This is a genomic window from Streptomyces sp. NPDC058198 (genome assembly GCF_042882605.1).
Taxonomy (GTDB): domain Bacteria; phylum Actinomycetota; class Actinomycetes; order Streptomycetales; family Streptomycetaceae; genus Streptomyces.
Window position 1 is genome coordinate 70,824 of sequence record NZ_JBHVVP010000018.1, and the last position, 25,788, is coordinate 96,611.

Here is a 25,788-nt window from a genome sequence, read left to right on the forward strand (position 1 = left end):
TGGAGTCAAGGTTCTCGGCAAGGACATGTCCGGAACATCCCCGCCTGCGCGGGGACCACGCAGAGGGAGCGGTTCAGCGGGCATACACGGCCGGAACACCCCCGCCTGCGCGGGGACCACTACAACCGACTGATCACGCAGGCGGACACCTCCGGAACGCCCCCGCCTGCGCGGGGACCACAGTTCGCCGCGTGCAAGGCCGGCATGAACAACCGGAACACCCCCGCCTGCGCGGGGACCACACCGCCACCGTGCCGCGCACCGTCCTGGAGCGCGGAACACCCCCGCCTGCGCGGGGACCACGCAAGATCCACCCGACACAGCAGATGATTTCCCGGAACACCCCCGCCTGCGCGGGGACCACGGGCAGCTGATGGCGCACGCAGTATCAGCCGGCGGAACACCCCCGCCTGCGCGGGGACCACGGGCAGCTGATGGCGCACGCAGTATCAGCCGGCGGAACACCCCCGCCTGCGCGGGGACCACGACCACGCCGAGACGGCGCGGTCCCCGTACGACGGAACACCCCCGCCTGCGCGGGGACCACGGCGCGGCCGGGACAGCAGACGCGGTGGGTGGCGGAACACCCCCGCCTGCGCGGGGACCACGCGAGCTGCAACGTGTTCTCCGGGTAGACGCTCGGAACACCCCCGCCTGCGCGGGGACCACGATCACTGGGTTGTCTTCACCGTCGGCGCGGGCGGAACACCCCCGCCTGCGCGGGGACCACGCCGACATCATGTACCTCAACCCGGGCCAGATCGGAACACCCCCGCCTGCGCGGGGACCACCCTTCCTGAGCTGCGGCGTTAGAGGGGCTTTGCCGTTGCTTGACTAGGACTCGTCCGCATACCTCCATGGTGTCAGAGACAGATAGTGAAGTGGCCATCACTAGGGGAACCCGGCAGGGGGCAATGGTGCTTCCCCGCAGTCGGGGCTGTACGAGCTTCTGCCCGGTTGCGCGGGCCAGTTGGCCCGGCTCGGTCGGGAGAGGTACCGCGTTGGTGGCGGAGCCAAGCGCCGCCTGGTCGGAGTGGCAGTTGGCGTGAGCGGTGCGTGAGCGGAGGGGGTGGCACGCGCCCGTTCTGGCGTTGGCCTCGCGTCAGCTTGATGTTCCTTGGACAGGCAGTTCTCAACAGCGGATCATCACGGGGAGCCAACCGGAACGGCCCAACAGGGACTCCTAATCGGTTGGTTGTGGGTTCGAGTCCCACAAGGCCTACTCGCCCGATAGTCCGGCCGCGCTTGTGCCAAGGCCGGGGTGGCGCCGGTGGCCCGGCCGAGCGGATCATCGCAGGACACGGCGGAGCGGCTGCGATCGGCGCTGGAGGGCGCGGCGGCCGATGTGGTGACCGACCGTGCTCCGGGAGCCGTTATCGGGGGCAAGACCGGATGGGTGCCACCCGCTCTGTCGTCCGGCGAGGAGTCAGCCGCGTGGTTCATCTCGTATGCCCGGTTGGGGCAGGGAAGGCTGGTCGCCTTCGCCGTCCATGTCGGAGACCCCGACAGCGGGATCGACGAGTCCGACGGTTCGGAATCGGCTGTCCGGGTCGCGGAGCGCATGAGGAAAGCGACCTCATGACAGGGCACGGGACTACGGGAACAGCGCTACCCCCACGATGGCCACCACGAGGATGGCGATGATGACGGCGACAACGGTCCAGGTTCGGCTGTGCGCCACGCGGGGGCCCTTGGGGCCGCCTCCGCGCGGGCGGTCCTCTCGTAGCTGTGGGTTTTCCGGCCGGTCGTGTGAGTAGAAGTCGGAGTCGGCCATGGCAAACCCCCTCGCGTGGGTCGACGAGTTCTCGCCCGGTCCTGCTTGTCCGGTCCAGGGGAGAACCCTCGGTAAGTGTTATGTGGTTTTTACCCGCATATAAGGCAATCATACGCGGCGGACCGGGAAAAGAGGCAGGTCTCAGAGGCTGCGGAGCGGGCGAGATCGTCGCACCCTAGGGCCTATGAGTGATGCACCGATCGTCGTACACCGGGCGTCCGGGACAGGCGGCCGGCGGGTCACCGTTCGTGGGCGGATCATGGGGCTCGCCCACTCGGACGACCATCTGATCGAGTTCCTGCGTCTGGCGGGCCTGCCCGACGCCTGGGACCTGCTCGACGATCCGGCCTGGGTGGAGTGGCAGGGGGGGCCGGCGCACGAGTACAGCGTGGTGTGAAGGCCGCGAGCGCGGCGGGGGCGCCCACCTGTGGTCCGTGGCGGGCCGCCCCCGTTCTCGTACGGCTCAGCGTGTACAGCTCAGTCGTGTACGGCTCCGTCCTCCGCGTCCTGCTCCCGTACGTCTTCGTCTCCGCGATTCCCGCCGTTCCCCCCGCCTCCGCCGTTCCCGCCGCTTCCGCCGTCCGCGGCGATCGACGCGAGCTGCGTCAGGTTGTCGATCCGCCAGTCCGCCGCCGCGACCACATCCGGGTCGTCCGCCCACAGATAGCCCCACGGCCCGCGCCGCAGATGGGCGACGCGCAGGCCGGCCTCCTTGGCGGGGAACAGGTCGTACGCGGGATGGTCGCCGACGTACACCGTTCTGTCGGGCGGGCTCTTCGCCGCCTCGATGACGCGCGTGAAGAACTCCGGGGACGGCTTGGCGACGCCCCACTCGCCGGAGGTGACCACGAGATCGGCGGGCAGATCGAGGCCGCGCAGCAGCTCGCCGGCCTTGACGGTCTGGTTGCCCGCGAGGACGACGCGGATGCCGAGCGACTGAAGGCCCGCCAGGGCAGGCCGTACGTCCGGGTAGAGATCGGACTCGTCGAGGTGCTCGCCGCGGCCCGCGGCCTCTCGGGCCCGGTAGGCCTCGCCGACATCTATGCCCGGCTTGATGAGACGCAGGGCGTCGGCGTTGTCCCGGTTCTGGACGGTGGCGGCGCCGACGAGGGCCGAGATGGTGTGTCGGGGGATGCCCAGCCAGTCGGCCCAGGAAGCCCAGTAGCGGTCGTCGCGTACGAGGGTCTCGCCGACGTCGAACACGATGGTTTCAATCACCGGTGTAAGCGTAGGGGGACACGCTCTGCCGATTGTCAGTGGCTGGCCGTAGCCTTGGTCTCATGTTCGCTTCCTCGTCCGCTTCTTCCGGTGCCCGCGGTCCCGTGCGGTCCGCCGATGTCGTCAACCCCGTGCGGTCCGCCGATGTCGTCAACATGGAGATCCGTGCCCTGTGGGTACGGGCGGGTGGCGCGCTGCCGCCCGTAGAGCAGGAGCGTTATCAGCGGCTGCTGGTGGAGTGGGCCGCGGCGGTACGGGCCGATGTCGTCGAGGCGGCCTAGTGCGGCCTAGGCGGCCTAGGCGCCCCGGGCGGTCTCCGGACCCGTCCGACCCATCCGTGGGGAAGATGGTTTGGATCTTGCTCTGGATGGCGTAGAGTTGTGTTTAACGACGCGGGGTGGAGCAGCTCGGTAGCTCGCTGGGCTCATAACCCAGAGGTCGCAGGTTCAAATCCTGTCCCCGCTACTTGAAGAGAACGAAGGCCCGGATCCCTGGATCCGGGCCTTCGTCGTGTTCCACCGCGTTCCGTGCCGCGCTGCCGCCGGGCCTGACCCTTACATGCCGAGCTCGACCTCTACCTGCCGGGCTTGACCTTTACGTAACGTCAAGTTCTAGCGTGAACGTCATGGAGTGGTCGATCCAGGACATCGCGAAGAAGGCCGGTACGACGAGCCGCACGCTCAGGCACTACGGCGAGCTGGGGCTGCTGGAGCCCAGCCGGACCGGCGCCAACGGGTACCGCTACTACGACCAGGACGCCCTGGTCCGGCTGCAGCGGATTCTGCTGCTGCGTGAGCTCGGCCTCGGGCTGCCGGCGATTGCCCGGGTACTCGGCGGCCAGCAGGACACGGCCGCCGCCCTGCGCACCCATCTCGGGCTGCTGGAGCAGGAGCGCGAGCGCATCGGACGCTTGATCACGTCGGTGCGGACCACTCTCCGCAAGACCGCGACGGGAGAGGAACTCATGGCCGAGGAAGTGCTCGACGGCTTCGATCACACGCAGTACGAGCAGGAGGTGACCCAGAGGTGGGGCCGCGAGGCCTACGCGAAGAGCGACCGCGGGTGGCGCTCGCTCAGCGAACGGGAGCGGCAGCGGTTCCAGGAGCAGCACGAGGAGATCGCCCGCGACTGGGGACGGACGCGGGCGGCCGGCCTCGGCGCCGGCAGCGACGAGGCGCAGGCGGTCGCCCGGCGCCACTGCGCGTGGCTGTCGGTCACGGTCGCGCCGACGAAGTCGTACGTCATCGGTGTCACGGCGATGTACGTGGATGATCCACGTTTCGCCGCCGCATATGAGAAGTACGGTGAAGGGACGGCTGTGCTCGTACGGGACGCCATGAAGGTGTACGCCGAGCGCCACCTGACCGACTGACCGACTGGCCATCCGCCCCGCTGGGGGCCCGGCCGACCGACCGGGCCCCGTAGCCCACTCGGCCGATGGCGAGTCGCCGCCGAGCGCGGCAGCGGCCAGCCTGGGTGGGGCGCGGTACCGTCCCGCAGCCGCAGGCGGACCGGCAGGAGACCACTGGTGGGGAAGCTGAGGAAGCTCCGAAAGGGCATCGGCGGCAGAGACCGGCGGGCCCAGGAAGGAGCTGGCTTCTGGGCCGACGAGAAGGCGGGCTTCTGGTCGGGCGCCGGTACCGGCCGTGCGGGCCATCGGCTGGGACGCCCCACCGGGCGTCGGCTGGTGCGCATTCTGCCCGCTGTGGTGATCCTGGCGGGGGTGGTCTTCGACCTCGTGACCCCCGCGCGCATCACCGCCGCTCCCCTCTTCGCGGCCGCCCCGCTGGTCGCCGCCCCGTTCTACCCCGCGATCGGCACGCTGCTGGTCGCCTTCGCCTCGCTGTGCGCCGAGCTGTTGCTGCACCTCTACACCGATTCGCCGGTGTTCGACCCCGCGGCGCTCACCGAGCTGCTGACCGTGGTGGTCGTCTCCGTCCTCGCCATGTACATCAATGGCGTCGTACGCCGCAGCGGACAGCGGCTCGCCTCCGCCCGCATCATCGCCGAGACCGCCCAGCGCGCCGTGCTGCCCAGACCCGCCGAACGGATCGGCGGTCTGCGGATCGCCGCGCGGTACGAGGCGGCGCAGGAGGGCGCGTTCATCGGCGGGGACCTGTTCGCCGTACAGGACACGCCGTACGGGGTCCGGCTGGTGGTCGGGGACGTACGGGGCAAGGGGCTGGAGGCGGTCGAGGCGGTGGCCGTGGTCATCGGGTCGTTCCGGGAGGCCGCCGAGCAGGAGAGCTCGCTGGAAGGGGTCGCACAGCGGCTGGAGCGGGCGCTGAGACGCGAGGGGACACGGCGGGACGGGCTCGATGTCTTCGAGGGGTTCACCACGGCTGTGCTCGCTGAGATCCCGCACGGCGAGAACGTGGTGCGGCTGCTCAACCGGGGCCACCCCGAGCCGCTGCTGATGTGCGAGAACGGCGCGGTACGGATGCTGGCGCCGACCGACCCCGCGCTGCCGCTCGGGATGAGCGACCTGGGCGCCTGGCCGGACCGCGCGGAAGAGGCCGCCTATCCCGACGGCGCGACCCTGCTCTTCTACACGGACGGACTCACCGAGGCGCGCGACAACCGGGGTGCCTTCTACGTCCCGCGCGACCGGCTCGACGGGCGGATCTTCCATGGGCCCGACGATCTGCTCCAGGCGCTGATCGATGACGTGCGCGTGCATACCGGCGGCACCGGGAGCCAGGACGACATGGCGCTGCTGGCGGTCAGCCGGCCCATCGAGGGGCAGCTGGACTGGCGCAGGGCCATGCCCGCCTTTCCCTGATGCCCCTGACGCGCGGGGAAGCCCCCGCGGCGTGCGAGGCCGAGCAGCGGGGGAGGCCGTGCGGCGGGAGAGATCGTGGGGCCTGACAGACCCCGCGGCGGGAGAGATCGCGTGGCGTGTGACGCGTGTAGAAGTGCGCTCCGGGCCATTGCCACCGTCTGTAATCGCGGGGTATCCCTCCGCATAACATTTGACACACCGTCAGGAATGAAACGTGTTCTGATGGAGGGTCAACTCGCCCGATTGCGACTCCATGTGTCCTGGTACGTCCGATGCGAAGTTGTTAATGATCACCCGGAACGGCTTGGAATAAGACCCGGGTCTCTATTAACGTTCGATAACGCAGCGCGGTCGTCCCAGCCGTCGCCAGAGATGGCACCGTGCGCACGCGCCGAATCCCGCAAGGGAACCGGGGAACCACCAATTGGGGTGAATCGGGTGCCCTCTGCTGCCCTGAGCAGCGAGAACACCCGTAGGAGACCTTCCTGCTCCGAACCCGTCAGCTAACCCGGTAGGCGAGAAGGAAGGAAAGGAGTGCGCCCCAGTGGCGTCCAACAAGCCTGCCCCCGCAGCCCCCTTCGAAACTCATACCTTCGGTAACGAGTCAGACGGGGCATGGGGGGAGTGGAATCCCACCGAGGAGTCCCTCCGGCCCGTACGCGGCAGACACCGCGTCGCCAAGCGCAGCGGAATCGCCCGCAACGGGCTCGCCCGTAGCTCCACGGTCCTCGGCGTCGGCGTCTTCGCCGCCGTCGGCGCGGGCGGCATGGCCACCGCGCAGGACAAGCCCGCGGTCTCCATATCCCTGCCCGACGCCATCGCGGACAATCTCCCGGACGCGAAATCGCTTCCCGGCGTGGGCTCCCTGGCGTCGGACGACGCCGAGCCCGACCTGCTGGCCACCGCACCGCTCACCACGGCCGGCCTCACGACCGCCGACGCCGAGCAGGGTGCCACCGACGCGGGCGAGGCCCTGCGCGCCCGTATCCTCCAGCAGGCCGAGCAGCAGCAGGCCGAGGCCGACGCCACGGAGAAGGCGGCCGCGGAGACAGCGGCCGCCGAGAAGGCCGCGGCGCAGGCGAAGAAGCAGCAGACCGAGGCCGAGAAGAAGATCGAGGCGGCGAAGAAGAAGGCCGAGGCGGAGGCCAAGGCCAAGGCGGAGGCGGAGCGCCTCGCCAAGCTGGCCGCCAGCTACTCCCTCCCCACCTCCTCGTACACGCTCACCTCCACCTACGGTGAGTCCGGCTCCATGTGGTCCTCCGGCTACCACACCGGTCTGGACTTCGCCGCTCCGACGGGTACGCCGGTCAAGGCCGTGCACAGCGGCACCGTGAAGTCGGCCGGCTGGTCGGGCTCGTACGGCTACCGCACGGTCCTGGAGCTGGCCGACGGTACGGAGATCTGGTACTGCCACCAGTCCTCGATGACCGTCAGCGCCGGGCAGAAGGTCACCACGGGCGAGGTCATCGGGCGGGTCGGCGCGACCGGCAATGTGACCGGTCCGCATCTGCACCTCGAGATCCACACGCCGGGCGGCTCGGGGGTCGACCCGATGAGCTGGCTGCGGGGCATGGGCCTCACTCCCTGACGTACGCACAGTCCCCGGCGGCTCCGGCGCTCACCCCCCGACGCCGGAGCCGCCGGCTCTTCCCCTGACGAAACACGGCGATAGCGCGGCGAAAACGCGGCGAAAGCCCGGGGGAACGGAATAGGGCGGCCCGTCGCCGGGGTTGAATCAACCCATGACTGATCTGCGCAAGCTGGGCTCCTCCGACCTTCACGTCTTCCCGCTCGCCCTCGGCGGCAATGTCTTCGGCTGGACCGCCGACGAGGCGCAGTCCTTCGCCGTGCTCGACGCGTACGCCGCCGCGGGCGGCAACTTCGTCGACACCGCCGACACCTACTCCTCGTGGGTGCCTGGCAACGAGGGCGGTGAGTCCGAGACGGTCCTCGGCAACTGGCTCGCTTCGCGCGGCAACCGCTCCGACGTGCTTGTCGCGACCAAGGTCGGCCGCCACCCGCAGTACACCGGCCTGTCGGCGACCACCATCAAGACCGGCGCCGAGGAGTCGCTGCGCCGGCTCCGTACGGACTACATCGACCTGTACTACACGCACTTCGATGACCCGAACGTCCCCGTCGAGGAGATCATCACCGCCCTCGACCAGCTGGTGCGGGAGGGCAAGGTCCGCGCCATCGCCGCCTCCAACATCAGCCCGGAGCGGCTGGCCGCCTCGATCGCCTTCTCGGAGAGCGAGGGGCTGGCCCGCTATGTGGCCCTCCAGCCCCAGTACAACCTGGTCTCGCGGGACACCTACGAGGGCGCGCTCCAGGACACCGCGATCCGCTACGGACTCTCCGCCGTGCCGTACTACGCCCTCGCGTCCGGCTTCCTCACCGGCAAGTACCGGCCGGGGGTCACGGTCGACAGCGCGCGCGCCGGCGGCGCCGGCAAGCATCTGCTGACCGAGCGGGGCCTCAAGGTCCTCGGTGCGCTGGACCGGATCGCCGAGGCGCGGGGCGCCGAGATCGCGACCGTCGCGCTGGCGTGGCTGGCGGCGCAGCCGACCGTCGTCGCGCCGCTCGCGTCGGCGCGGACGACCGAGCAGCTGCCCGCGCTGCTGGCGGCGGCCGACCTGGAGCTGACGGCGCAGGAGCTGGCGGAACTCAACGCCGCGTCCGCCTGACGCCCCTTTTTTTGGGGCTCGGTTCGCCTCCGGGGCGCTTTATGCCCCTGTCGACGGTCGACCGTGCTCGATTCGCTCGTACCTCGCGAACCTCCGCGCGCTCTCCCTTTCGACACCGGCGCGCCCCTTCGGCTCACTCGCCGGCGGGCCCGGGGCTCTCGTCCCGGGGCCGCGCCGGAAGCCCGACGCCGGTAGGCAGTAGCGGATAGGAACGCTCTAGTACTGGCGGTACGGGTTGTAGCCGTCGTAGTCGATGTACGGCGGCGGCACCCGCACCCGGCCCGTGGCCCGCGCCGCGTAGGTCAGCGCGGGCCCGGCTATGTCCTTGCGCTGCCACAGATGGTGCAGCAGCTCCTGCTCCCGCTCGACGAAATCCGGGCCCACCGCCCCGCGGTGGGCCCGGTCGCGCAGAAACGCCAGGGACGTCGCGAACGCCTCGTACTCCCCGACCGACCTGGCCGCCTTCGATCCGTACGCACGGGCCGCGAAGTCGCGCGCCATCGTGCGCGCCCGCATGGAGGAGAGCGCGTGCGGCGCGGCCGGGGTCAGCCAGCCCGCCGCGGCGTACGCGGGCAGCTGGGCCGAGACCGTGCGCAGCTCGCGCTGTCTGCTCCAGATCGCCAGCCAGGTCAGCAGGGCGAAGACCGGGACCATGAACACCGCGTACACCGCGTAGAAACCGTACGGGCCGAAGAGCGACGAGGACCCGTTCCACAGCGCGTGCATCCCCATCGCCAGGGCCAGGCCGAGCAGCGGACAGGCGTACCGGCGGATCCTCTGGCGGCGGTTCGCCATCGCCGCCAGCCCGAAGCCGATGCCGGTCAGTACGGTGAAGAGCGGATGGGCGAACGGCGACATCACGATCCGTACGAAGAAGGTCGCGGCCGTGATGGAGGCGAAGCCGGAGCCGTTGAGGCTCTGGTCCTCGCCGAAGGCGGTGCCGAGATAGAGGATGTTCTCGGTGAACGCGAAGCCGCTGGCGGTGAAGCCCGCGAACACGACGCCGTCCACGAGCCCGGTGAAGTCCCGTCTTCGGAAGAGGAAGACCAGCAGGACCGCCGCCGCCTTGGCGCTCTCCTCGACGACCGGCGCTATCACCGTGGCGCCGAGGGATTCCGCACCGGCCGGGTCCGCGGTGGCGGTGGCTATCCAGTGGGTCGCGAAGGAGTTCGCGATGATCGCGACGAGGGCGGCGGCGCAGGCGCCCCACGCGAAGGAGAACAGCAGATTTCGCCAGGGGCCGGGATCGACCCGGTCCAGCCAGCGGAAGGCCGCCATGAGCAGCGGAACGGGCAGGACGGCCAGGCCGAGGCCGACCAGGAAGCCCTGGGTGCCGGTCTGGTCCCGGACGAGCGCGAGGATCACCAGACCACTGAGGGCCAGCAGGGTGATCACGGCCCCGGCGCGGACCGCCCGGTGGCGCCAGAACGCGCGGCGCGGGCGGTAACGCCTGCGGGCCGGCTCCGGCACGGCGGCCCACAGGTCACCGAGCTGCTCCTGCTGCTCGTAGACGGGGATCGCCGGATGCGGAGCCGGATGGGGACCGATGCGCTGCGGGGACGGTTCTGACACCCAATGACCCTAACGAGGGGCACCGACAGCTGGCGATGGTGTTCACGCCACCACCCTCGGTGATGTCAGCTGAGAGGGAACTCCGCTACGCGGCGGAACAGCAGGTCATGCACCGTGTGTCCCTTGTCGAGACCCTGCCCCTCGAACCGGGTCAGCGGCCGGAAGGCGGGCCGTGGCGTGTAGCCGCCATCCTGCTGGGTGTTCTCGAAGCCGGGGTGGGCCGTGAGCTCCGCCAGCATCTGTTCGGCGTACGGCTCCCAGTCGGTCGCGCAGTGCAGTACGGCTCCGGGCCGCAGCCGGCCCGCGGCCAGTGTGAGGAACTCCGGCTGGATCAGCCGCCGCTTGTGATGCCGCTTCTTGGGCCAGGGGTCGGGGAAGTAGACGCGCAGCCCGGCGAGGGACTCGGGCGGCAGCATCTCCCTGAGCAGGATGATCGCGTCGCCGTTGGCCACCCGGATGTTGGACAGTCCGTGCTCCTCCGCGAGACGGAGCAGATTTCCCTGGCCGGGGGTGTGCACATCGACGGCGAGGATTCCGGTGCCGGGGTCGGCGGCGGCCATCCGTGCCGTGGCCTCGCCCATGCCGAACCCGATCTCCAGGACGACCGGCAGCCCGCCGAACATCTCGTCGAGGCCGATGACCCGCTGCCCGTCGATGTCCAGGCCCCAGGCACCCCACATCCGCCGCAGCGCGTCGGCCTGGCCGGTGGTCACCCGGCTCCTGCGCGGCTGGAAACTGCGGATGCGCCGCTCGAAATGCGATCCGGCGGGATCGGCGGCGGGCCCCGTCCCGTCGGGGAACATCCGGCTCGTGGTGCGGTTCTCGGTCTCGGTCGGTTCGGTCATCTCGGTCTTCTCGCGCTCGGCCACAGTGCTCCCGATTCTACGGAGCCCGGATCCGTGCCCTCGCCGTCCCCGTTTTCGGTGCCGTGTGCCCGGCGTCGCGTGCCCGGCTCAGTCCCCCGCCAGCACCGCCAGCGCCCGTCTCGCCACCTCGCGGCCGATCGGCAGCGACGCCGTCGCCGCCGGCGAGGGGGCGTTCAGGATGTGGACCGTGCGGGGGGTCTGCCGGATCAGGAAGTCGTCGGCCAGCGTGCCGTCGCGCAGGACCGCCTGGGCCCTTACGCCGGCCGCCGCCGGGTGCAGGTCCGCGTCCGTGACCGCGGGAAGCAGGCGTCGTACGGCCGTCGCGAAGGCGCGCTTCGACAGGGAGCGGCGCAGCTCGCCGGCGCCGTACCGCCAGTGCTTACGGGCTATCCGCCAGGAGCCGGGCCAGCCCAGGGTGCCGGCCAGCTCACCGGGGCGTACGGCCGACCAGGAGTAGCCCTCCCTGGCCAGCGCGGGGACGGCGTTCGGCCCGACATGGACGGCGCCGTCGATGCCCCGGGTCAGATGCACGCCCAGGAACGGGAACGCCGGATCGGGCACCGGATAGACCAGCCCCCGTACGAGAGCGGGCCTGGCCAGTTCGTAGTACTCGCCCCGGAAGGGCACGATCCGCATCCCCGGGTCGTCGCCCGCCAGCCGCGCCACGCGGTCGCACTGCAGCCCCGCGCAGTTCACCAGGACCCGCGCTCTGACGACCTCGCCGGCCGCCGTACGGACCGCGACACCCCAGGGGCGGCGGTCGACGACGGTGACCTCCGCGCCGTACCGCACGGACGCCCCGGCCGCCTCCGCCGACTCCGCGAGCTGCTTCGCGACCGCGCCGAAGTCGCACACGCCGGTCGTACCGACCTGGATCGCCGCGAGGCCGCGCACCTGCGGCTCGTACTCCGTTATCTGCGCGGGGCCCAGCTCCCGCACCGGAATGCCGTTCTCCCGGCCGCGCTGGACCAGCGCGTGCAGCCGCGGCAGCTCGTCCCGCCGGGTCGCGACGATCAGCTTGCCGGTGACCTCGTGGGCGATGCCGTACTCCGCGCAGAACTTCACCATCTCGGCGGAGCCGCGCACCGCGTACCGCGCCTTGAGGGAGCCCGGGCGGTAGTAGACGCCGCTGTGGATCACCCCGCTGTCGTGGCCCGTCTGATGGCGCGCCGGGCCCGGCTCCTTCTCCAGCACGACGACCCGGGTGCCGGGAGCGGCGCGCGTGATCGCGTACGCCGTCGACAGACCGACGATCCCGCCGCCGATCACCAGCACCTCGCAGTCGAATCCGACGCGTCCGGTCATCGCGCGTCACCTCCCACCCCGATAGTGCACTGGCCCGCCGACAGCGTGCTTAAACCACGGATCGGCAGACCGGTGCGATCGGCTACCCCGGTGAGACCAGCAGCGGCCGCGCCCGCTCCCGCAGCTCCGCCACGCGCGGCTCGTCGCCGTACGGCTCCAGGCGGTGCAGCAGATCCCGTACGTACTCGGTCGTCCGCGCCGACGAGATCCGTCCCGCCACCTCGACCGCCCGGGTGCCCGCCGCGCACGCCGCGTCCAGATTGCCCGACTCCAGCTCGGCGACCGCGCTCACCACCAGACGCAGGCCGTGCGAGCGCACGAACTCCTCCGTCGGCCGGGACAGCGCCTGCTCGGTGAAGCGCCGCACCTGTCGCGGCGCCTTCAGATCCCGGTAGCACTCGGCGGCGTCGGCCGCGAACCGGTCGTACGAGTAGAAGCCCAGCCAGGACGGATCGGCGTCGCCCTCCCGCGAGCGCTCCAGCCACCCCTCGGCCGCCTTCAGCGCGGCCCCGGCCGCCACCGCGTCGCCCGCCTTCGCGTGCGCCCGCGCCTCCACCAGCCGGAAGAAGCTCATCGTGCGGGCCGTGGCCAGACCGCGATTGCGCTCCAGCGCCGCCTGGGCGAGATCCACGCCCTCGTCCGCGAAGCCGCGGTAGGTCGCCTGGAGCGACATGGAGGCGAGCACATAGCCGCCGAGCGGGACGTCGGCCGCCGCGCGTGCCAGCCGTAACGCCTGGATGTAGTACCGCTGCGCCGCCTCCTGCTGTCCGGTGTCGAAGGCCATCCAGCCGGCCAGCCGGGTCAGCTCGGCGGTCGCCCCGAACAGCCCACGGCCCACCTCGTCGCTGTACGCGCCGAGGAGCAGCGGCGCCGCGTCGACCCGCAGACACTCCGGCACCATCGACGAACGCCAGTCCCCGCCGCCGTACTTGGAATCCCAGCGCCGGGCGTCGGACGCCGCCTCCCGCAGTTTGGCCACATCGCTGTGGCCGACCCGCAGCGGCGAGATCTCCGCGGCGGCGTCCGCGCCGCCCTGACCTGCTTGGCCGCCCTGCCCCGGTGGGCCGCCGTGCGCTCCCTGCGCCGCCTGCGCCACCGCCGGATCCCGGGCGACGGAGGAGTCGGCGGGTGTTATCAGCCACCGGGAGGCGGGCGTCGCGTACGCGCTCACTGCGAAGGATCCGGCCAGCGACTGCCAGATGCCACCGCCGCCCGCCCGGCGGCCCGCCAGGTCGAGGCGGTACAGCTCCGTCGCCGCGCGCACCGCCTCGCCCACATCGCGCGGGAAGGAGAGCCCGACCTCGGGGGCCGGATCCGCGTCCGCCAGACCTATCTCGTGCAGCGGGACAGGACGTCCCAGTTTCGCCCCGATGGCGGCGGCGATGAGATGGGGCGCCGCACCCTGCGGAACCATCCCCTTCGAGACCCATCGCGCCACGGAGGTCTTGTCGTAGCGAAGTGTCAGACCGCGCTGCGCCCCGAGGTCGTTGACCCGCCGGGCGAGGCCGGCGTTGCTGATTCCCGCGAGGGCGAGAACCGTGCCGAGCTTTTCGTTCGGCCCGCGTTGCTCCCTGGACATGCGCCACCCCTCGACACACAGACGGCCGCCACGTCGCGGCATAGGCGCGCGGCATTCGTAAACCCAGCGTAGTTCGCCACATCCCGACCGTTAAGGGGCGGACTTCCGTATGGCGGGATTGTTGTCCGTGCCGCGGTCCGAGCCTAAGTCCTCCGGCGAGGTGTCGTGCTCCGGTTGTGTGGCCGTGCGCCCGGCCGTGCGCTCTTGGCCTGGATCAAGCGGCAGCGCTTCCATGAGTCCTGCGTGGGTCGGCCCACTGCGTACTGGAACCAGTGGGCTGGGGGACACCGCCGCCCCAATCCCCGCGGGCGGTGGATCAGTCCGGGAGGCGGGAAACGCCTCCCGGACTGAACGTATTCCGGTGCTGAAGTGCCGTACCGGGCCCGGAGATTGGCTGAATGCTGCCTGTCCGCGGAGGGCCGTATCTCCGCCAAATGGCCAATGCCAGGGGCGCATTCGCATCGTCACCCGCGCTCCCGTAGGCCCTCCTGTGCGCCGTTGTCGTGGCAGCATGTTCCCGAACGGCTTCGACTTGAGCGCTCCTGTGCGAGTTCTTGAGCCGGGGCTCGACTTGTCCACAGGCTGTGGAGGCGGCGATGCGCTGGTTGGTGGGGTGGAGCAGTATCGCCGCGCGCTTCGGTACGACCGGGGCCGTCGGGCCCGCCGGCGACGACGCCGAGAGCCGCAGCGTGCATCCCGTCGGCTCCCAACTCCTCTGGGGCGACCCGGATCCACTGTGGGCCGTCGGAGACTGGCGGCCCGACGAGATCCGTGTCGTCACCGTCGACCCCTTCACCCGGCTCGCCGTGCTCGGCTGCTGCGGGGCCACCGACGAGGAACTGCGGGTCGGCCTGTTCGCGGCGCGCGGCGGCGCGTTGCGCCATCTCACCGCCTGGCCCGGCAGCTACACGACCGTCGCCCAGATCGGCCGCAGGATCACCGTCGCCGGCGATCTGGCCGGCGCCAGACCCGTCTTCTACACACCCTGGGCGGGCGGCACCGCGTACGCCACCGCCGCCCTGCCCCTCGCCGACCTCATCGAGGCGCAGCTGGACATCGGGCATCTGGCCGCGCTCCTCGCCTGCCCCGAGACCCCGGAGGCGCTGCGCGACTCCACCCCGTACGACGGGGTCAAGCGCATCCCGCCCGGACACGCGCTGGTCCTGCGCGAGGGCTCGCGCGAGATCACCGGATACGAGCCGGTCGCCTCCCTCGCCGTCGCCGGGCCCCAGCGCGACCCGGAGCGGGCCGTCGAAGGCGTACGGGACGCGCTCGTCGAAGCCGTACGCGCGCGACTCCTGGCCCCGCGCCACGCACCCGAGACCCTGCCGCCCGACCCCGGTCCCGTCCCCGGCATGGGCCCCGCCGAACGGCGCGCCGCGCGCGGGGCGCCGGTCCCCGGCATCGGCGCTGACCTGTCGGGCGGCAGCGCGTCGGGCACTCTCGCGCTGCTGGCCGCGGGGCTGCCGGGGGCGCCGGGCACGATCCTCGGGCACGGCACCGGCGCGGGGGAGCGGCTGCTCGCCGTCACCTTCAACGACCTGGCCACCGGCAGCCGCGACGAGGCCGAACTCGAACGCGCCCGTGCCATGGCCGCCAACCCCCGGCTGCACCACGTGGTCGTCGCGGCCGGTGAAGAGGCGCTGCCGTACGCCGAGTTGGAAGGCCCGCTCACCGACGAGCCCGGGCCCTCCCTCGTCACCGCGGAACGGCACCGCAGGCGGCTCGCCGCGGGGAGCGCCGACCACTTCACCGGATCCGGGGCGCGCGAGGTGCTCGACGCGCATCCGGCCCGCCTGGCCGACCTGCTGCTCGACCGGCGCAGACGCCATCTGCTGCACCCGGTCACCGCGCTCGCCAAGGCCGAAGGCCCCTCGCCGTCCTCGCTGTTCATCCCGCTGACCGTCTACCGGGCCGCGCGCCGCCTGGCCCGTACGCCGTACCGCACCGGTCTTGAAGAGGCCGCCGCCCTCCTCCCGGCGGCCAACCGGGCGGCGGGCTCCGCCGCGTCGAACGGCCCGCTGGCCGCGTCGCTGGCCGCCCTCACCTGGTCCAGGCCCGGTCCCGCCGCGCGCTGGCTGACCGGGGAGGCGCTCGCTGAAGTATCGGTTCGGCTGACGGGGGCCGCGACCCGGCCCACCTCCGTACAGCGCCCCGGCGAGGCCCGCGCCCGCGCCGCGCTCGCCCGGTACGCGGCGGACCACCGCGTTTTCGAGCAGGCCGCCGAGATCCGCAGCCAGCGCCTGCACGCCCCGTTCCTCGACAACCAGGTCGTACGGGCCTGCCGCGACCTGCCCGAGGCGCTGCGGGTGCAGCCGGGCGCCCGCGCCGAGGTGCTCCGTACCGTGCTCGCCGGGGCGGGAATCCACGATCTGCCGCCGGGCTGGGGCGCGACCTCGCGGGCCGGCTCGGCCGCCGCGACGCGCGCGGGCCTGCGCTCGGCCGTCGGTGAGCTGATCAGCCTCTTCGACGCGCCGCTGCTGGCCGACGCGGGGCTGGTGGAGGCGCGGGTCGTACGCAAGGCCCTGCGGGCGGCGGCCGAGGGCGAGCCGGTGCCGCTGGACGGCCTGGCGGACCTGGTCTCCACGGAACTGTGGCTGCGGCGTCTGCTGTCCCGGCGCGGCACCTGCTGGACGGGAGCGGCGGCGCCGCGGCAGCGCGCGGTGGCGGGCGGCGTGATTCCGCGCCCGACACTGCACCAATAGGGTTGCTCGCGGACCTGGGTGTCAGTCGCAGGTGATCAGGGCTTGGGCCCAGTCGGCCAGCGCCACCACGTCGAACAGCGTGTGCGGCTCCACGACCAGGCGGATGGTCCGCTGTCCCGCGATCCCCACCTGTACGGGTACGGCCGCGTCGCCGCCGCGCAGTACGGGCGAGCGCCAGAGCCGGCCCCCGTCGCCGTAGACGGAGAAGCGCACAGAGCCCAGTCCCAGCGTCAGATCGTCCACCCCGACCCTGGCCTCATAGCTGGAACAGCGCCGGTTGAGATCGATGGTGACCGACGACGGGGCGTGCACGGTCACCCCGTGTCCGTAACGGGCGCCGCCGGTCGACATGCCCGAACGCCGCCACAGCCAGCCGCTTTCACCGAGCCGCACCTCCGGCTCGGAGCCGTCGCCGAGGATGCCGTACGCCAACTGGCTGACCTGGTAGGCGACCTGGGCGGGGGGCTCGGGCGGCGGTGGCTCGGGGCTGGGGTCCTGCTCCGGCGGCTCCGGGTCGGGGGGCGCCGACGGCTCGGGCACGGCGGGCGTCGTCGGCTCGGGACCGGGGACCGGGGTGGCGGCCGGAGCCGGCTTCGCCGTGGGGCGGGGCGCGGGCTTCTCGGAGGGTGGGGCCGGCTTGGGCACGGGCGGGGCGGTCGGTTCGGGCGAGGGGTCCGCACGCGGCGGTACGACGGGCCCCGCGGCCGGCGGTTTCGACTCGGCCCTCGGCGCGGGACGGGGGTCATGCACGAGCGCCCACACCAGACCGGCGACCGCGGCGACGGCCACCATCCCCGCGAGCCCGGCCTGTACCGGAGCGCCGATTCCCCCGGCGGCCGCGCCGGTCGTAGCACCGGAGGCTCCGCCGGACCCACTGGCGGCGACACCCCCGGAAGCACCGCCCGCGGTGGCGACGGCGCCCGCTCCGGCCGCCCCGGCGGCGCCGCCCGCCACGATTCCTGCGGCCTTGAGCGAATAGCCGGCGGCGAACCAGCCGATGACCGCGACCGGAAGCAGCGCCGGAATCCCGGCGTTGACGTGCGCCAGCTCGCCCGCTGCGAGGCGGCACTTGACGCACTCCTCCAGGTGCTGGCGCAGCCCGCGCTCCGCGCGCATGCGCAGACCCCCGCGGGCGTACGCCCCGAGCCGGTCGGCGTACCGCGCGCAGTCGCCGCCCGAGGTCAGCGCGGAGCTCACATGGGCCTGGAGATAAGCCTGCTTGAGGCCCTCGCGGGCCCGGCCGGCCAGCACCGCGGTGGCATTGGGGGTAAGCCCGAAGAGCGGCGCGACCTCGCTCGGGGACTCCTCCTCGACCGTGGTGTGCCAGAGCACCGCCTGCCAGCGCTCGGGCAGGCTGCGGAAGGCCTCCATCGCCATGGACCGGTCGGCTTCACGCATCGCCCTGACGTCCGCGCCCGGATCGAGGGCGAGGGTGCCCGCGCCCGAGGCCCCGGAGAAGTGCGCGGCCTGCGCCGCGAACACCGCGAAGTCGTCGACCAGTTGCTCCCGCTTCGCGGACTTCGTCCAGGACGCGGCCACGTGTCGTACGGTCGTGAGCAGATAGGCCCGCACCGCCTGCGCGGGTCCGGCGCCGCCGCGCACCGCTTGCAGCGTGCGGACGAAGACCTCGGCCGTCAGATCCTCGGCGGTGTGCGCGTCGCGGCAGCAGCTCCTGGCGTAACGGCGCACCGCGCCCGCGTGCCTGCGGAACAGTTCCTCGTACGCGCTGTCGTCGCCGTCCCGCATCCGCTGGATGAGGTCGGCGTCGGACGGAGGCAGATGGGAAGCGGGCAGCTCGGACGGAGACGTTCCGGACAGAGGTGTTCCGTACACAGGTGTCCCGTACAGAGGTGTCTCGGCCGGCTGTGTCTCGGACAAGGGTGTCTCGGACCGCTGTGAGTCGGTAGGGGAGGGCTCGGAAGGACCACCGGGGCCCTCGCGCTGCGGTGGCACCCCGCCGGCCGCCTCGGCCGGGGCACCGGCGGCGCCGCCGGTCCCGCCCGGACTGGTCGCGGGGTGAGGCACGATCGGACCGAAGAAACCACCCGGCCCGCCGGTCCTGCCGGAACCGCCTGGCCTGCCGGAACCGCCGGGCCCGCTCTGCTCGGGAACGCCGGCCGGACCGCCGACCCCGCCGGGACCGGGGGCCGCCTTGGGGCCGCCCTGGTTCGGCACCTGCCGGGAGTGCGTCCCGCCGGGATCCGCACCGCCGTCGGTACCGCCGCCACCGAGTGGCTCGTCCCGTCCGTCACCGCTCATCGCGGAAACCCCCGTACGCACCCTCTGACCCGAACACCGAGCCAGCGTGCCACAGCGCGCCGCGCCGCTCGGGTCTTCAAGCCCGACAACCACTCATCCGGGGAGGCTTCCCCGATCCGCGCCGCAACCTTCACTCGTTCGGGGAAGGCACAACGGGTTTCACCCGTAAGCCAGTTCGATGACAGACCGGAGCAGCCTCACCGTCACGCCGGCCTATCCTTCACGCGCCGGCCCGCCCCTCACGTCGGCCCGCCCTACACAGGCCGGGACCGCAGCCCCTCCAGAAGGATGTCCAGCAGCCGCGCCGAAGCCGCCGCCTGCTGCGCCGCGTCCGGCAGCGAGGGCGCGGCCGTGGCTATCACCAGCAGGACATCGGCCACGGTCACATCGACCCGCAGCTCGCCCGCCGCCCGCGCCCGCTCCACCAACTGCCCCACGACCTCCAACAGCTCGACGGCGCCCGGGTCGTCCAGGTCCTCCGCCGACAGCCGCTGCGCGACCACCCGCAGATCGGGCTGCCCCGCCTGCCGCTGCGGCGGCACCCGCAGCTCGGCCGGCCCGCCCAGCTCCACCGCGTCGTCGACGTCCACCCCGACCCGCAGCACCTGCGGAGGCAGCAGCCGGCCCGCGCCCGAAGCCGCCGACGTGCGCAGGAACCGGGAGAGTGCCGACCACGGCTCCTCCTCCTGGCCCAGCGCCGTACGCGCCTGGTCGGTCAGCCGGGACGTCTCTTCCTCGGCTATCCGCCGTACCAAGACGTCCTTGCTGGGGAACCGCCGGTACACCGTGCCGACCCCGACCCGGGCCCGCCGCGCCACGTCCTCCATCGGCGCCCCGTACCCCAGCTCGCCGAACACCTCGCGAGCCGCCCGCAGTACGTGCTCGAGATTGCGCTGTGCGTCCACCCGGAGCGGCGCCGAGCGGCCGACCCTGCCCATGTCCGCCCGTCCGTCGCTGTCCGCGACGGCGGTGGTCTGCCAATGAGAATCCTGAATGTGCATACCGTTCCCCCGGTAATGATGTCTCCCCCCGGAGACGCCCCGCCCTGACAGCCGGGTGCGCGGGCAGTCACGACCGGGCACTCCGACGAAGTACGAACATAGTTGAGCCCGGGTCAATTCAGAAGGGGTAGTTCCGCACAGAGCGCCCCCCGATCGGAGCAAGGACCGGAAGATGCCTGATTCGCCCCACACCCGCCTTCCCGCACGCCCCCGCTGACCTGCGCGCCTTCGTCAATACCTGCGCTTTTGCCCGCCAGCCGCGGCTGACGGCCCCCAGTCACACAATTTGCCGGGGCTGTGGACAAACACCGGGGCCCGTTGCGTCATGGGATGGTGAAGGCTGAGATCAATCAAGAGACGACCCCCGCGTCCCCGCCCCCCGCGCGCATTCTCGTGGTCGGCGGTGGCTACGTCGGGATGTACACCGCACTGCGCCTCCAGCGAAAGCTGAAGAGCGGCGAGGCCGAGGTCATGGTGGTATCCCCCGACCCCTATATGACCTATCAACCGTTTCTGCCGGAGGCGGCCGCCGGGAACATTTCGCCCCGTCATGTCGTGGTCCCGCTCCGCCGTGTACTGGAGAAATGCAAGATCGTCATTGGTGAGGCCACCTCCATCGACCACGCCAGGCGCACCGCCACCCTGAAGACCCTCGCCTCCGAGGAAGAGGGCACCGGCACGGTCGACATCACCTACGACGAACTCGTCCTCGCCCCCGGGTCCGTCTCCCGTACCCTCCCGGTCCCCGGCCTGGCCGAGCACGGCATCGGCTTCAAGAGCGTCGAGGAGGCCATCGGCCTGCGCAACCATGTCATCGAGCAGATGGACATCGCCTCCTCCACCCGCGATCCCGCGATTCGCGACGCCGCCCTGACCTTCGTCTTCGTCGGCGGCGGCTACGCGGGCGTCGAGGCGCTCGCCGAGCTGGAGGACATGGCCCGCTACGCCTCGCGGTACTACCACAACATCAAGGCCGACGACCTGAAGTGGATCCTCGTCGAGGCCACCGGCCGGATCCTCCCCGAAGTCGGCGACGAGATGGGCAAATACGCCGTCCGCGAGCTGCGTGCCCGCAATATCGACGTACGGCTCGACACCCGGCTCGACTCCTGCGAGAACCGCGTCGCCGTGCTGAGCGACGGCGCCCGGTTCCGCACCCGTACCGTCGTCTGGACCGCCGGAGTCAAGCCCCACCCCATCCTCGCCGCCAGCGATCTGCCCCTCAACGAGCGCGGCCGCCTCCGCTGCACCGCGAAGCTCTCCGTCGACGGCGCCGAGCACGCCTGGGCGGCCGGCGACGCGGCCGCGGTCCCCGATCTGACCGCCGACGAGCCCGGCAAGGAGTGCGCCCCCAACGCCCAGCACGCCGTACGTCAAGCCAGAGTTCTCGCGGAGAACATCCTCGCTTCCCTGCGCGGCGAGCCCCTTCGGGACTACCGTCACGCGTACGCGGGTTCCGTGGCGTCCCTGGGCCTCCACAAAGGTGTGGCGCATGTGTACGGCCGTAAACTCAAGGGCTATCCGGCCTGGCTGATGCACCGCGTGTACCACCTCAGCCGTGTCCCCACCTTCAACCGGAAGGCACGCGTCCTCGCGGAATGGACCCTCTCCGGGCTCTTCAAACGGGAGATCGTCTCCCTCGGCTCGCTGGAACACCCGCGCGCCGAATTCGAACTCGCCGCGGGAGGCGAACGACCCAAGGACACGTGATGTCACCGTCTGGAGGACGGCCGGCGCCCACGACACAGGACGCCCGGCGCCGGCGACCGGAAGGCGGCCGACGTCAGCGACCGGAAGGCGGCGGACGTCAACGACCCGCGCGCGACCGGTGTCGCTGTCAGTTCGTTCGGCCACACTGGACGTGTGACCATAGGTGGATTCACATCTGCACAGAGTGATCCGGCCCGCTCGGCGCAACCGGCCCCGACGACTGCCCGGCCCGACCAGCCCGGCCAAGACGAACAGCCACACGACACCATGAGGCCTGAGAATTCGTGAACTTCACGCGTTGGAGCGCCCGACTCCCCGGTACGCAGCGCCGCGCCGCCGCGCGGACGGACCGCGGCTCCGTGCCCGCGGCCCGTGGTGAGTACGAGCGACAGCCCGATCCCGTGACGGACGTCCCCGCCCTCGAAGACCTCTCCGTACGGGAGATCCTCGGCGAGCTGCCCGCGCTGGTCGCCCTGGTGTACGGCCCCGAGCACCGCGTCGCCTATGTCAACGACGCGTACACCACGGCCTTCGGCCCGCGCCCGCTCGGCGCCACGGCGGCCGAGAGCTGCCCCGAGCTGGCCCAGCTGGGGCTGTTCCCGCTGCTCGACCAGGTGCTGCGCAGCGGCACGTCCCGTACCGTCAAATCCCGCAAGATCCAGCAGCGGGCCCAGGCCGAGGGAGCCAGGAACGAGAAGAGCGGGGCGTCCCCCGCGCCGCGCGGAGAAGGCTCCTACACGGTCACCTGCACCCCCGTCGACTGCCGCGGCACCGGCGGCGTCCTCATCTTCGCCGCCGATGTGACCGACCACGCCGAGGCCGCCGAGCGGCTGCGCACCAGCGAGCGCCGGCACCGCCAGACCGCCGTCACCCTGCAACGCTCGCTCCTCCCGCAGGAGCTGGAGCAGCCCGACGACCTGCGCGTCGCCGCCACGTACCAGCCGGGCGGCGCGGACGCGGCGGTCGGCGGTGACTGGTACGACGTGATCACGCTCGGCGCCGGGCGTACGGCGCTGGTCATCGGCGATGTCATGGGCCGGGGCGTCCGCGCGGCCGCCGTCATGGGCCAGCTGCGCACCGCCGTCCGCGCCTACGCCCGGCTCGACCTGCCGCCGCACGAGGTGCTGCAACTCCTCGACGGACTCGCCTCCGAGATCGACGCCAGCCAGATCGCCACCTGCGTCTACGCCGTCCACGACCCCAACGAGGGTCGGCTCGTCTACGCGTCGGCCGGCCATCTGCCGATCCTGGTACGCGCCGAGGACGGAACGGTCGAGCGCGCCGAGGAGCCGACGGGCCCGCCGCTCGGCACCGGCGGCTGGATCCACACCTCGGGCTCGATCGCGCTCCCGCCGGGCTCCACCGCCGTCCTCTACACGGACGGACTGGTCGAGCGCCGCGGCGAGGACATCGACGAAGGCGTCGCCTCCCTGGAGCGTGCCCTCTCCGGTGCGAAGGGTTCACCCCAGGTCGTCTGCGACCGGCTGATCCGCTCCCTCGGTGTCACCGCGGACCATGACGACGATGTCGCGGTGCTCGTTCTGCAGCACCCCGCCCGCAAGGGCCAGGACGCGGAGCTGTTCCACAACGCCGCGCTCGACCTGCTCGGCGGGATCGAAGCCGCGCCGCGCGCCCGCGCCTTCGCCACCGGGGTCCTCGCCTCCTGGCGGTTCCCGGTCGAACTGCGCGACCTGGGCGTGCTCGCCACCAGCGAGCTGGTCGCGAACTCCCTCCAGCACGGCACCCCGCCCATGCGCCTCAGGCTCCGCCGCACGGACCGCCGGCTGATCATCGAGGTGACGGACGGCGACGACCATCTGCCGCGCCGCCGCCGCGCGGAACCGGTGGACGAGGCGGGCCGAGGCATCTCGATCGTCGCGACGATCGCCTCATCCTGGGGATCGCGCCGCACGCCGGGCGGCGGCAAGGCCGTCTGGTGCGAATTCGCACTGCCCCACTGAGCTGAGCGGCCTCAGTGAGCCGGCGTCAGCACGGTCTCCGGCTCGTGCCGGGCGACCACACGCGACGCCGAGATCAGCGCCGGCCGATCCTGTACGGGGGTGAGCCGCCTGCCCAGTCGCAGCGCCAGCACGGTGACGCAGAGCGAGAACAGAACGAACGTCACGATGTACGGGCCGTGCAGCGCGGCCGCCATCGGCCCGCCCACCGCGGGGCCGACCGCCAGCGCGAGCTGCTTGACCAGCGCGAACGCGGAGTTGTACTGCCCGACCATCGACGGCGGCGCCAGATCGGCCACCAGCGGCGCCACGGTCGGCGACAGCATCGACTCGCCGAGCCCGAACAGCGCGTACGTCGAGATGAACGCGGCCGTCGCCATCGTCTGACTGCCGTGCCCGAGCCCCGCGTACCCCGCGAAGATCCAGGCGACGGCCCAGATCAGCCCGACCGCCGCGATCACGCGGCTGCGCCTGCGCCGCTCGACCAGCCGCAACACCACGAACTGCGCGATCACGATCATCGCCGTGTTGGCGGCCAGCGCGATCCCGAGTGTCGACGGGTCGATCCCGGCGGCCTCGGTGCCGTACGCCGCGAGCCCCGACTCGAACTGCCCGTAGCAGGCGAAGAACAGCACGAAGCCCAGCACGCACAACTGCACCATGGCCCGATGACCGAGCAGCGCACGGAGCCCGCCCTGAGCGCGGGCACCTGACTCCTTGGGCAGCGCGCTCACGAGGGATGCCGGCCGCGGCAGCCGGACGGTGGCGGCGATGGCCGCCAGGACGAGGAACATCACGGCCTCGACGGAGAACAGCAGCGTGAAGCTGCCCGGCCTGCTCAGGTCAACGATCTGACCGCCGATCAGCCCCCCGACGCCGAGGCCCAGGTTCGCCAGAAAGAACTGTGTGGCGAACGCCCGGGTCCGTGTCGACGGCGTGGAGCACCAGACGATCATCGTGGCGAGCGCCGGCTGCATGACGGCGGTACCGGCGCCGAGGAGCGCGGCGGACAGCACGGCCGCCGGGACGCTCCCCGACACCCCCATGGCGACCGCGCCCACGGACGCCAGCACCGCACCCGCCACCAGCACGGGCAGCGGACCCCGCCGGTCGATGACCCGCCCGGTGAACGGCAGTACGACAAGTGCGGCCATGGCGAAGACCGCCAGCACGGCACCGGCCGTACCGGCGCCCAGGTCCCGTACCTGAGCCACGTACACATAGAGATACGGAACCGTGAACCCGAGCCCGAACGCACTCAGCGCGTTCCCCGCCTGGATCCTGCGCATCGCTGCGCCCATCGCCCTGGTCACACTCACCTGCCTCAAGAGGTCGAAAGATCGAAAGCCGAAGCGAGCCGAGCCCGAAGAGCTCAAGCCTGAAGACTTCAAAGCTAAAGTTAGAACCTCAACAATACACATCGAAGGACTTCAACGCCAGGAAGGGTGCGTGCGATACTGCCCCGATGTCCGACACCCCCGAGAAGCCCGGCCCATCGGGTCTCCAGGAACCGAGCCTCGACGAGCAGATCGCCGCGTATCAGCGCGAGTTCCGCGACCTCGACCCCCAGGTCGAGCAGATCGTCTCGGCGCTCGGCCGACTGAACCGCCGTATGAACGTCGCGTACGGCCGGCAGGTCGCCGATCTCGGCATCAGCAACGCCGAGTGGGAAGTCCTCAAGACCCTCGTGGTCTCGGGAGCCCCCTACCGCCTCGGCCCCGGCGAACTCGCCAAGCGACTCGGACTCACCCCGGCCGCCATGACCCACCGCATCGACCGCCTGGCGGGCGAGGGCCTGGTCACCCGGGACCGGGACGAGAACAACCGGGTCCGCGTGATCGTGGAGCTGACGGACGAGGGCCGTACGAAGTGGCTGGAGGCGATGCGGATGGCCACGGACTTCGAGGAAGAGCTGCTCCAGGACCTCTCCGGTGAGGAGCGGGGAGTACTCGGCGAGATGCTGATCCGCCTCCTGCGCCGGGTCGAGCACGCCCAGCCGGACGCCGGAGGCCGGCTGACCGATCTGGACTGAACGGCGCGCCAGGGATCGCTTGACACACCCCCGGCCGATCCGTAAGGTTCTTCGAGTTGTCACGTGGCCGGAACGGTTCTGTGACAGCCACTCCCGCCGCTGATGCGGCACCAAAACTCAGTGCGATCTCCCAGCCGGGATACATTTCGGCATGCCGAAATTAATTTCGAAGACTCGATTATGAGTCGCCTGCGAAATCCGCTAGGGTTTGGAACGTCGGAACGGCCGAAGGGCTGGGACGGCAGCCCACTCTGACTGGGAATCAGGCCCGAAAGGATCTGATAGAGTCGGAATCGCCGGAAAGGGAAACGCGAAAGCGAAGAACCGGAAGGCAACCCCG

General features: G+C 71.6%; 20 protein-coding genes, 1 tRNA gene, 1 CRISPR repeat array and 1 riboswitch. Of the genes, 12 read left to right on the forward strand and 9 right to left on the reverse strand.

Annotation, left to right across the window (positions count from 1 at the left end):
- Positions 1 to 30 precede the first annotated feature (30 nt).
- Positions 31 to 791: direct repeats of the CRISPR family, unit length 29 nt; unit sequence CGGAACACCCCCGCCTGCGCGGGGACCAC.
- A gap of 479 nt (positions 792 to 1,270) precedes the next feature.
- Positions 1,271 to 1,582 carry a penicillin-binding transpeptidase domain-containing protein gene (locus ACFVWW_RS32795; RefSeq protein ID WP_386879365.1) on the forward strand — a complete coding sequence of 104 codons (312 nt, stop codon included), beginning with the start codon at positions 1,271 to 1,273 and terminating at the stop codon, positions 1,580 to 1,582.
- 12 nt (positions 1,583 to 1,594) lie between these two features.
- On the opposite strand, the gene ACFVWW_RS32800 is transcribed toward ACFVWW_RS32795, so the two are convergent.
- Complete coding sequence (locus ACFVWW_RS32800; RefSeq protein WP_384189058.1) at positions 1,595 to 1,774, reverse strand: hypothetical protein; 180 nt, start codon at positions 1,772 to 1,774, stop codon at positions 1,595 to 1,597.
- A gap of 184 nt (positions 1,775 to 1,958) precedes the next feature.
- Here ACFVWW_RS32800 and ACFVWW_RS32805 point away from each other — a divergent pair, with 184 nt between their 5' ends.
- Positions 1,959 to 2,171, forward strand: a complete 213-nt coding sequence (locus ACFVWW_RS32805) for a hypothetical protein (RefSeq protein WP_383914134.1) — start codon at positions 1,959 to 1,961, stop codon at positions 2,169 to 2,171.
- An 80-nt stretch (positions 2,172 to 2,251) separates the two neighbouring features.
- On the opposite strand, the gene ACFVWW_RS32810 is transcribed toward ACFVWW_RS32805, so the two are convergent.
- A complete protein-coding gene (locus tag ACFVWW_RS32810; RefSeq protein WP_386879404.1) occupies positions 2,252 to 2,989 on the reverse strand; it encodes an HAD family hydrolase in 738 nt (245 codons plus the stop codon).
- A 65-nt stretch (positions 2,990 to 3,054) separates the two neighbouring features.
- Between ACFVWW_RS32810 and ACFVWW_RS32815 the strand changes: the two genes are divergently transcribed.
- From ACFVWW_RS32815 to ACFVWW_RS32840, 6 genes are all read left to right on the forward strand, one after another.
- Positions 3,055 to 3,273, forward strand: a complete 219-nt coding sequence (locus ACFVWW_RS32815; protein WP_386879364.1) for a hypothetical protein — start codon at positions 3,055 to 3,057, stop codon at positions 3,271 to 3,273.
- Between the two features lie 110 nt (positions 3,274 to 3,383).
- Positions 3,384 to 3,457: transfer RNA gene (locus ACFVWW_RS32820), tRNA-Met, on the forward strand.
- A gap of 160 nt (positions 3,458 to 3,617) precedes the next feature.
- Positions 3,618 to 4,364 (forward strand): MerR family transcriptional regulator, encoded by a 747-nt coding sequence (locus tag ACFVWW_RS32825; RefSeq protein ID WP_386879363.1) that lies wholly within the window; start codon positions 3,618 to 3,620, stop codon positions 4,362 to 4,364.
- 186 nt (positions 4,365 to 4,550) lie between these two features.
- On the forward strand, positions 4,551 to 5,774 hold the full coding sequence (locus ACFVWW_RS32830; protein WP_386879403.1) for a PP2C family protein-serine/threonine phosphatase: 1,224 nt from the start codon (positions 4,551 to 4,553) through the stop codon (positions 5,772 to 5,774).
- A gap of 379 nt (positions 5,775 to 6,153) precedes the next feature.
- A riboswitch (cyclic di-AMP (ydaO/yuaA leader) is annotated at positions 6,154 to 6,307 on the forward strand.
- A gap of 11 nt (positions 6,308 to 6,318) precedes the next feature.
- Complete coding sequence (locus tag ACFVWW_RS32835; RefSeq protein WP_384189052.1) at positions 6,319 to 7,362, forward strand: M23 family metallopeptidase; 1,044 nt, start codon at positions 6,319 to 6,321, stop codon at positions 7,360 to 7,362.
- 154 nt (positions 7,363 to 7,516) lie between these two features.
- Positions 7,517 to 8,461, forward strand: a complete 945-nt coding sequence (locus ACFVWW_RS32840; protein WP_384189050.1) for an aldo/keto reductase — start codon at positions 7,517 to 7,519, stop codon at positions 8,459 to 8,461.
- A 216-nt stretch (positions 8,462 to 8,677) separates the two neighbouring features.
- Here the strand turns inward: ACFVWW_RS32840 and ACFVWW_RS32845 are convergent, their stop codons facing one another.
- From ACFVWW_RS32845 to ACFVWW_RS32860, 4 genes are all read right to left on the reverse strand, one after another.
- Positions 8,678 to 10,033 (reverse strand): PrsW family intramembrane metalloprotease, encoded by a 1,356-nt coding sequence (locus ACFVWW_RS32845; protein WP_386879362.1) that lies wholly within the window; start codon positions 10,031 to 10,033, stop codon positions 8,678 to 8,680.
- Between the two features lie 65 nt (positions 10,034 to 10,098).
- Positions 10,099 to 10,878, reverse strand: a complete 780-nt coding sequence (gene trmB / locus ACFVWW_RS32850) for a tRNA (guanosine(46)-N7)-methyltransferase TrmB (RefSeq protein WP_384189046.1) — start codon at positions 10,876 to 10,878, stop codon at positions 10,099 to 10,101.
- Between the two features lie 108 nt (positions 10,879 to 10,986).
- Positions 10,987 to 12,204, reverse strand: a complete 1,218-nt coding sequence (gene lhgO, locus ACFVWW_RS32855) for an L-2-hydroxyglutarate oxidase (RefSeq protein WP_386879361.1) — start codon at positions 12,202 to 12,204, stop codon at positions 10,987 to 10,989.
- Between the two features lie 82 nt (positions 12,205 to 12,286).
- Entirely contained in the window at positions 12,287 to 13,783 is a 1,497-nt protein-coding gene (locus ACFVWW_RS32860; RefSeq protein WP_384189043.1) for a sporulation protein, read from the reverse strand.
- A gap of 596 nt (positions 13,784 to 14,379) precedes the next feature.
- Between ACFVWW_RS32860 and ACFVWW_RS32865 the strand changes: the two genes are divergently transcribed.
- Positions 14,380 to 16,488: an asparagine synthase-related protein gene (locus ACFVWW_RS32865; protein ID WP_384189041.1), complete on the forward strand. Its 2,109-nt coding sequence runs from the start codon at positions 14,380 to 14,382 to the stop codon at positions 16,486 to 16,488.
- A 21-nt stretch (positions 16,489 to 16,509) separates the two neighbouring features.
- On the opposite strand, the gene ACFVWW_RS32870 is transcribed toward ACFVWW_RS32865, so the two are convergent.
- Positions 16,510 to 18,747, reverse strand: a complete 2,238-nt coding sequence (locus tag ACFVWW_RS32870) for a sigma-70 family RNA polymerase sigma factor (RefSeq protein ID WP_386879360.1) — start codon at positions 18,745 to 18,747, stop codon at positions 16,510 to 16,512.
- Between the two features lie 254 nt (positions 18,748 to 19,001).
- The gene (locus tag ACFVWW_RS32875; protein WP_384189037.1) at positions 19,002 to 19,748 is read right to left on the reverse strand and encodes a TetR/AcrR family transcriptional regulator; all 747 of its coding nucleotides are present in this window, start codon (positions 19,746 to 19,748) and stop codon (positions 19,002 to 19,004) included.
- A 330-nt stretch (positions 19,749 to 20,078) separates the two neighbouring features.
- On the opposite strand from ACFVWW_RS32875, the gene ACFVWW_RS32880 reads away from it, so the two are divergent.
- Entirely contained in the window at positions 20,079 to 21,458 is a 1,380-nt protein-coding gene (locus ACFVWW_RS32880) for an NAD(P)/FAD-dependent oxidoreductase (protein ID WP_384189035.1), read from the forward strand.
- 284 nt (positions 21,459 to 21,742) lie between these two features.
- Complete coding sequence (locus ACFVWW_RS32885; protein ID WP_386879359.1) at positions 21,743 to 23,419, forward strand: SpoIIE family protein phosphatase; 1,677 nt, start codon at positions 21,743 to 21,745, stop codon at positions 23,417 to 23,419.
- Between the two features lie 11 nt (positions 23,420 to 23,430).
- Here ACFVWW_RS32885 and ACFVWW_RS32890 read toward each other — a convergent pair whose 3' ends face one another.
- Entirely contained in the window at positions 23,431 to 24,717 is a 1,287-nt protein-coding gene (locus ACFVWW_RS32890; protein ID WP_386879402.1) for an MFS transporter, read from the reverse strand.
- A gap of 164 nt (positions 24,718 to 24,881) precedes the next feature.
- Between ACFVWW_RS32890 and ACFVWW_RS32895 the strand changes: the two genes are divergently transcribed.
- Positions 24,882 to 25,448: a MarR family winged helix-turn-helix transcriptional regulator gene (locus tag ACFVWW_RS32895; protein ID WP_386879358.1), complete on the forward strand. Its 567-nt coding sequence runs from the start codon at positions 24,882 to 24,884 to the stop codon at positions 25,446 to 25,448.
- The last annotated feature ends 340 nt before the right edge of the window (positions 25,449 to 25,788 follow it).

Coding starts and splice junctions, on each gene's coding strand:
- ACFVWW_RS32800 (WP_384189058.1), bottom strand. CDS start 1,774: ATGGCCGACTCCGACTTCTACTCACACGACCGGCCGGAAAACCCACAG.
- ACFVWW_RS32805 (WP_383914134.1), top strand. CDS start 1,959: ATGAGTGATGCACCGATCGTCGTACACCGGGCGTCCGGGACAGGCGGC.
- ACFVWW_RS32815 (WP_386879364.1), top strand. CDS start 3,055: ATGTTCGCTTCCTCGTCCGCTTCTTCCGGTGCCCGCGGTCCCGTGCGG.
- ACFVWW_RS32825 (WP_386879363.1), top strand. CDS start 3,618: ATGGAGTGGTCGATCCAGGACATCGCGAAGAAGGCCGGTACGACGAGC.
- ACFVWW_RS32840 (WP_384189050.1), top strand. CDS start 7,517: ATGACTGATCTGCGCAAGCTGGGCTCCTCCGACCTTCACGTCTTCCCG.
- trmB (WP_384189046.1), bottom strand. CDS start 10,878: ATGACCGAACCGACCGAGACCGAGAACCGCACCACGAGCCGGATGTTC.
- lhgO (WP_386879361.1), bottom strand. CDS start 12,204: ATGACCGGACGCGTCGGATTCGACTGCGAGGTGCTGGTGATCGGCGGC.
- ACFVWW_RS32860 (WP_384189043.1), bottom strand. CDS start 13,783: ATGTCCAGGGAGCAACGCGGGCCGAACGAAAAGCTCGGCACGGTTCTC.
- ACFVWW_RS32865 (WP_384189041.1), top strand. CDS start 14,380: ATGCGCTGGTTGGTGGGGTGGAGCAGTATCGCCGCGCGCTTCGGTACG.
- ACFVWW_RS32870 (WP_386879360.1), bottom strand. CDS start 18,747: ATGAGCGGTGACGGACGGGACGAGCCACTCGGTGGCGGCGGTACCGAC.
- ACFVWW_RS32875 (WP_384189037.1), bottom strand. CDS start 19,748: ATGCACATTCAGGATTCTCATTGGCAGACCACCGCCGTCGCGGACAGC.
- ACFVWW_RS32880 (WP_384189035.1), top strand. CDS start 20,079: ATGGTGAAGGCTGAGATCAATCAAGAGACGACCCCCGCGTCCCCGCCC.
- ACFVWW_RS32890 (WP_386879402.1), bottom strand. CDS start 24,717: ATGGGCGCAGCGATGCGCAGGATCCAGGCGGGGAACGCGCTGAGTGCG.
- ACFVWW_RS32895 (WP_386879358.1), top strand. CDS start 24,882: ATGTCCGACACCCCCGAGAAGCCCGGCCCATCGGGTCTCCAGGAACCG.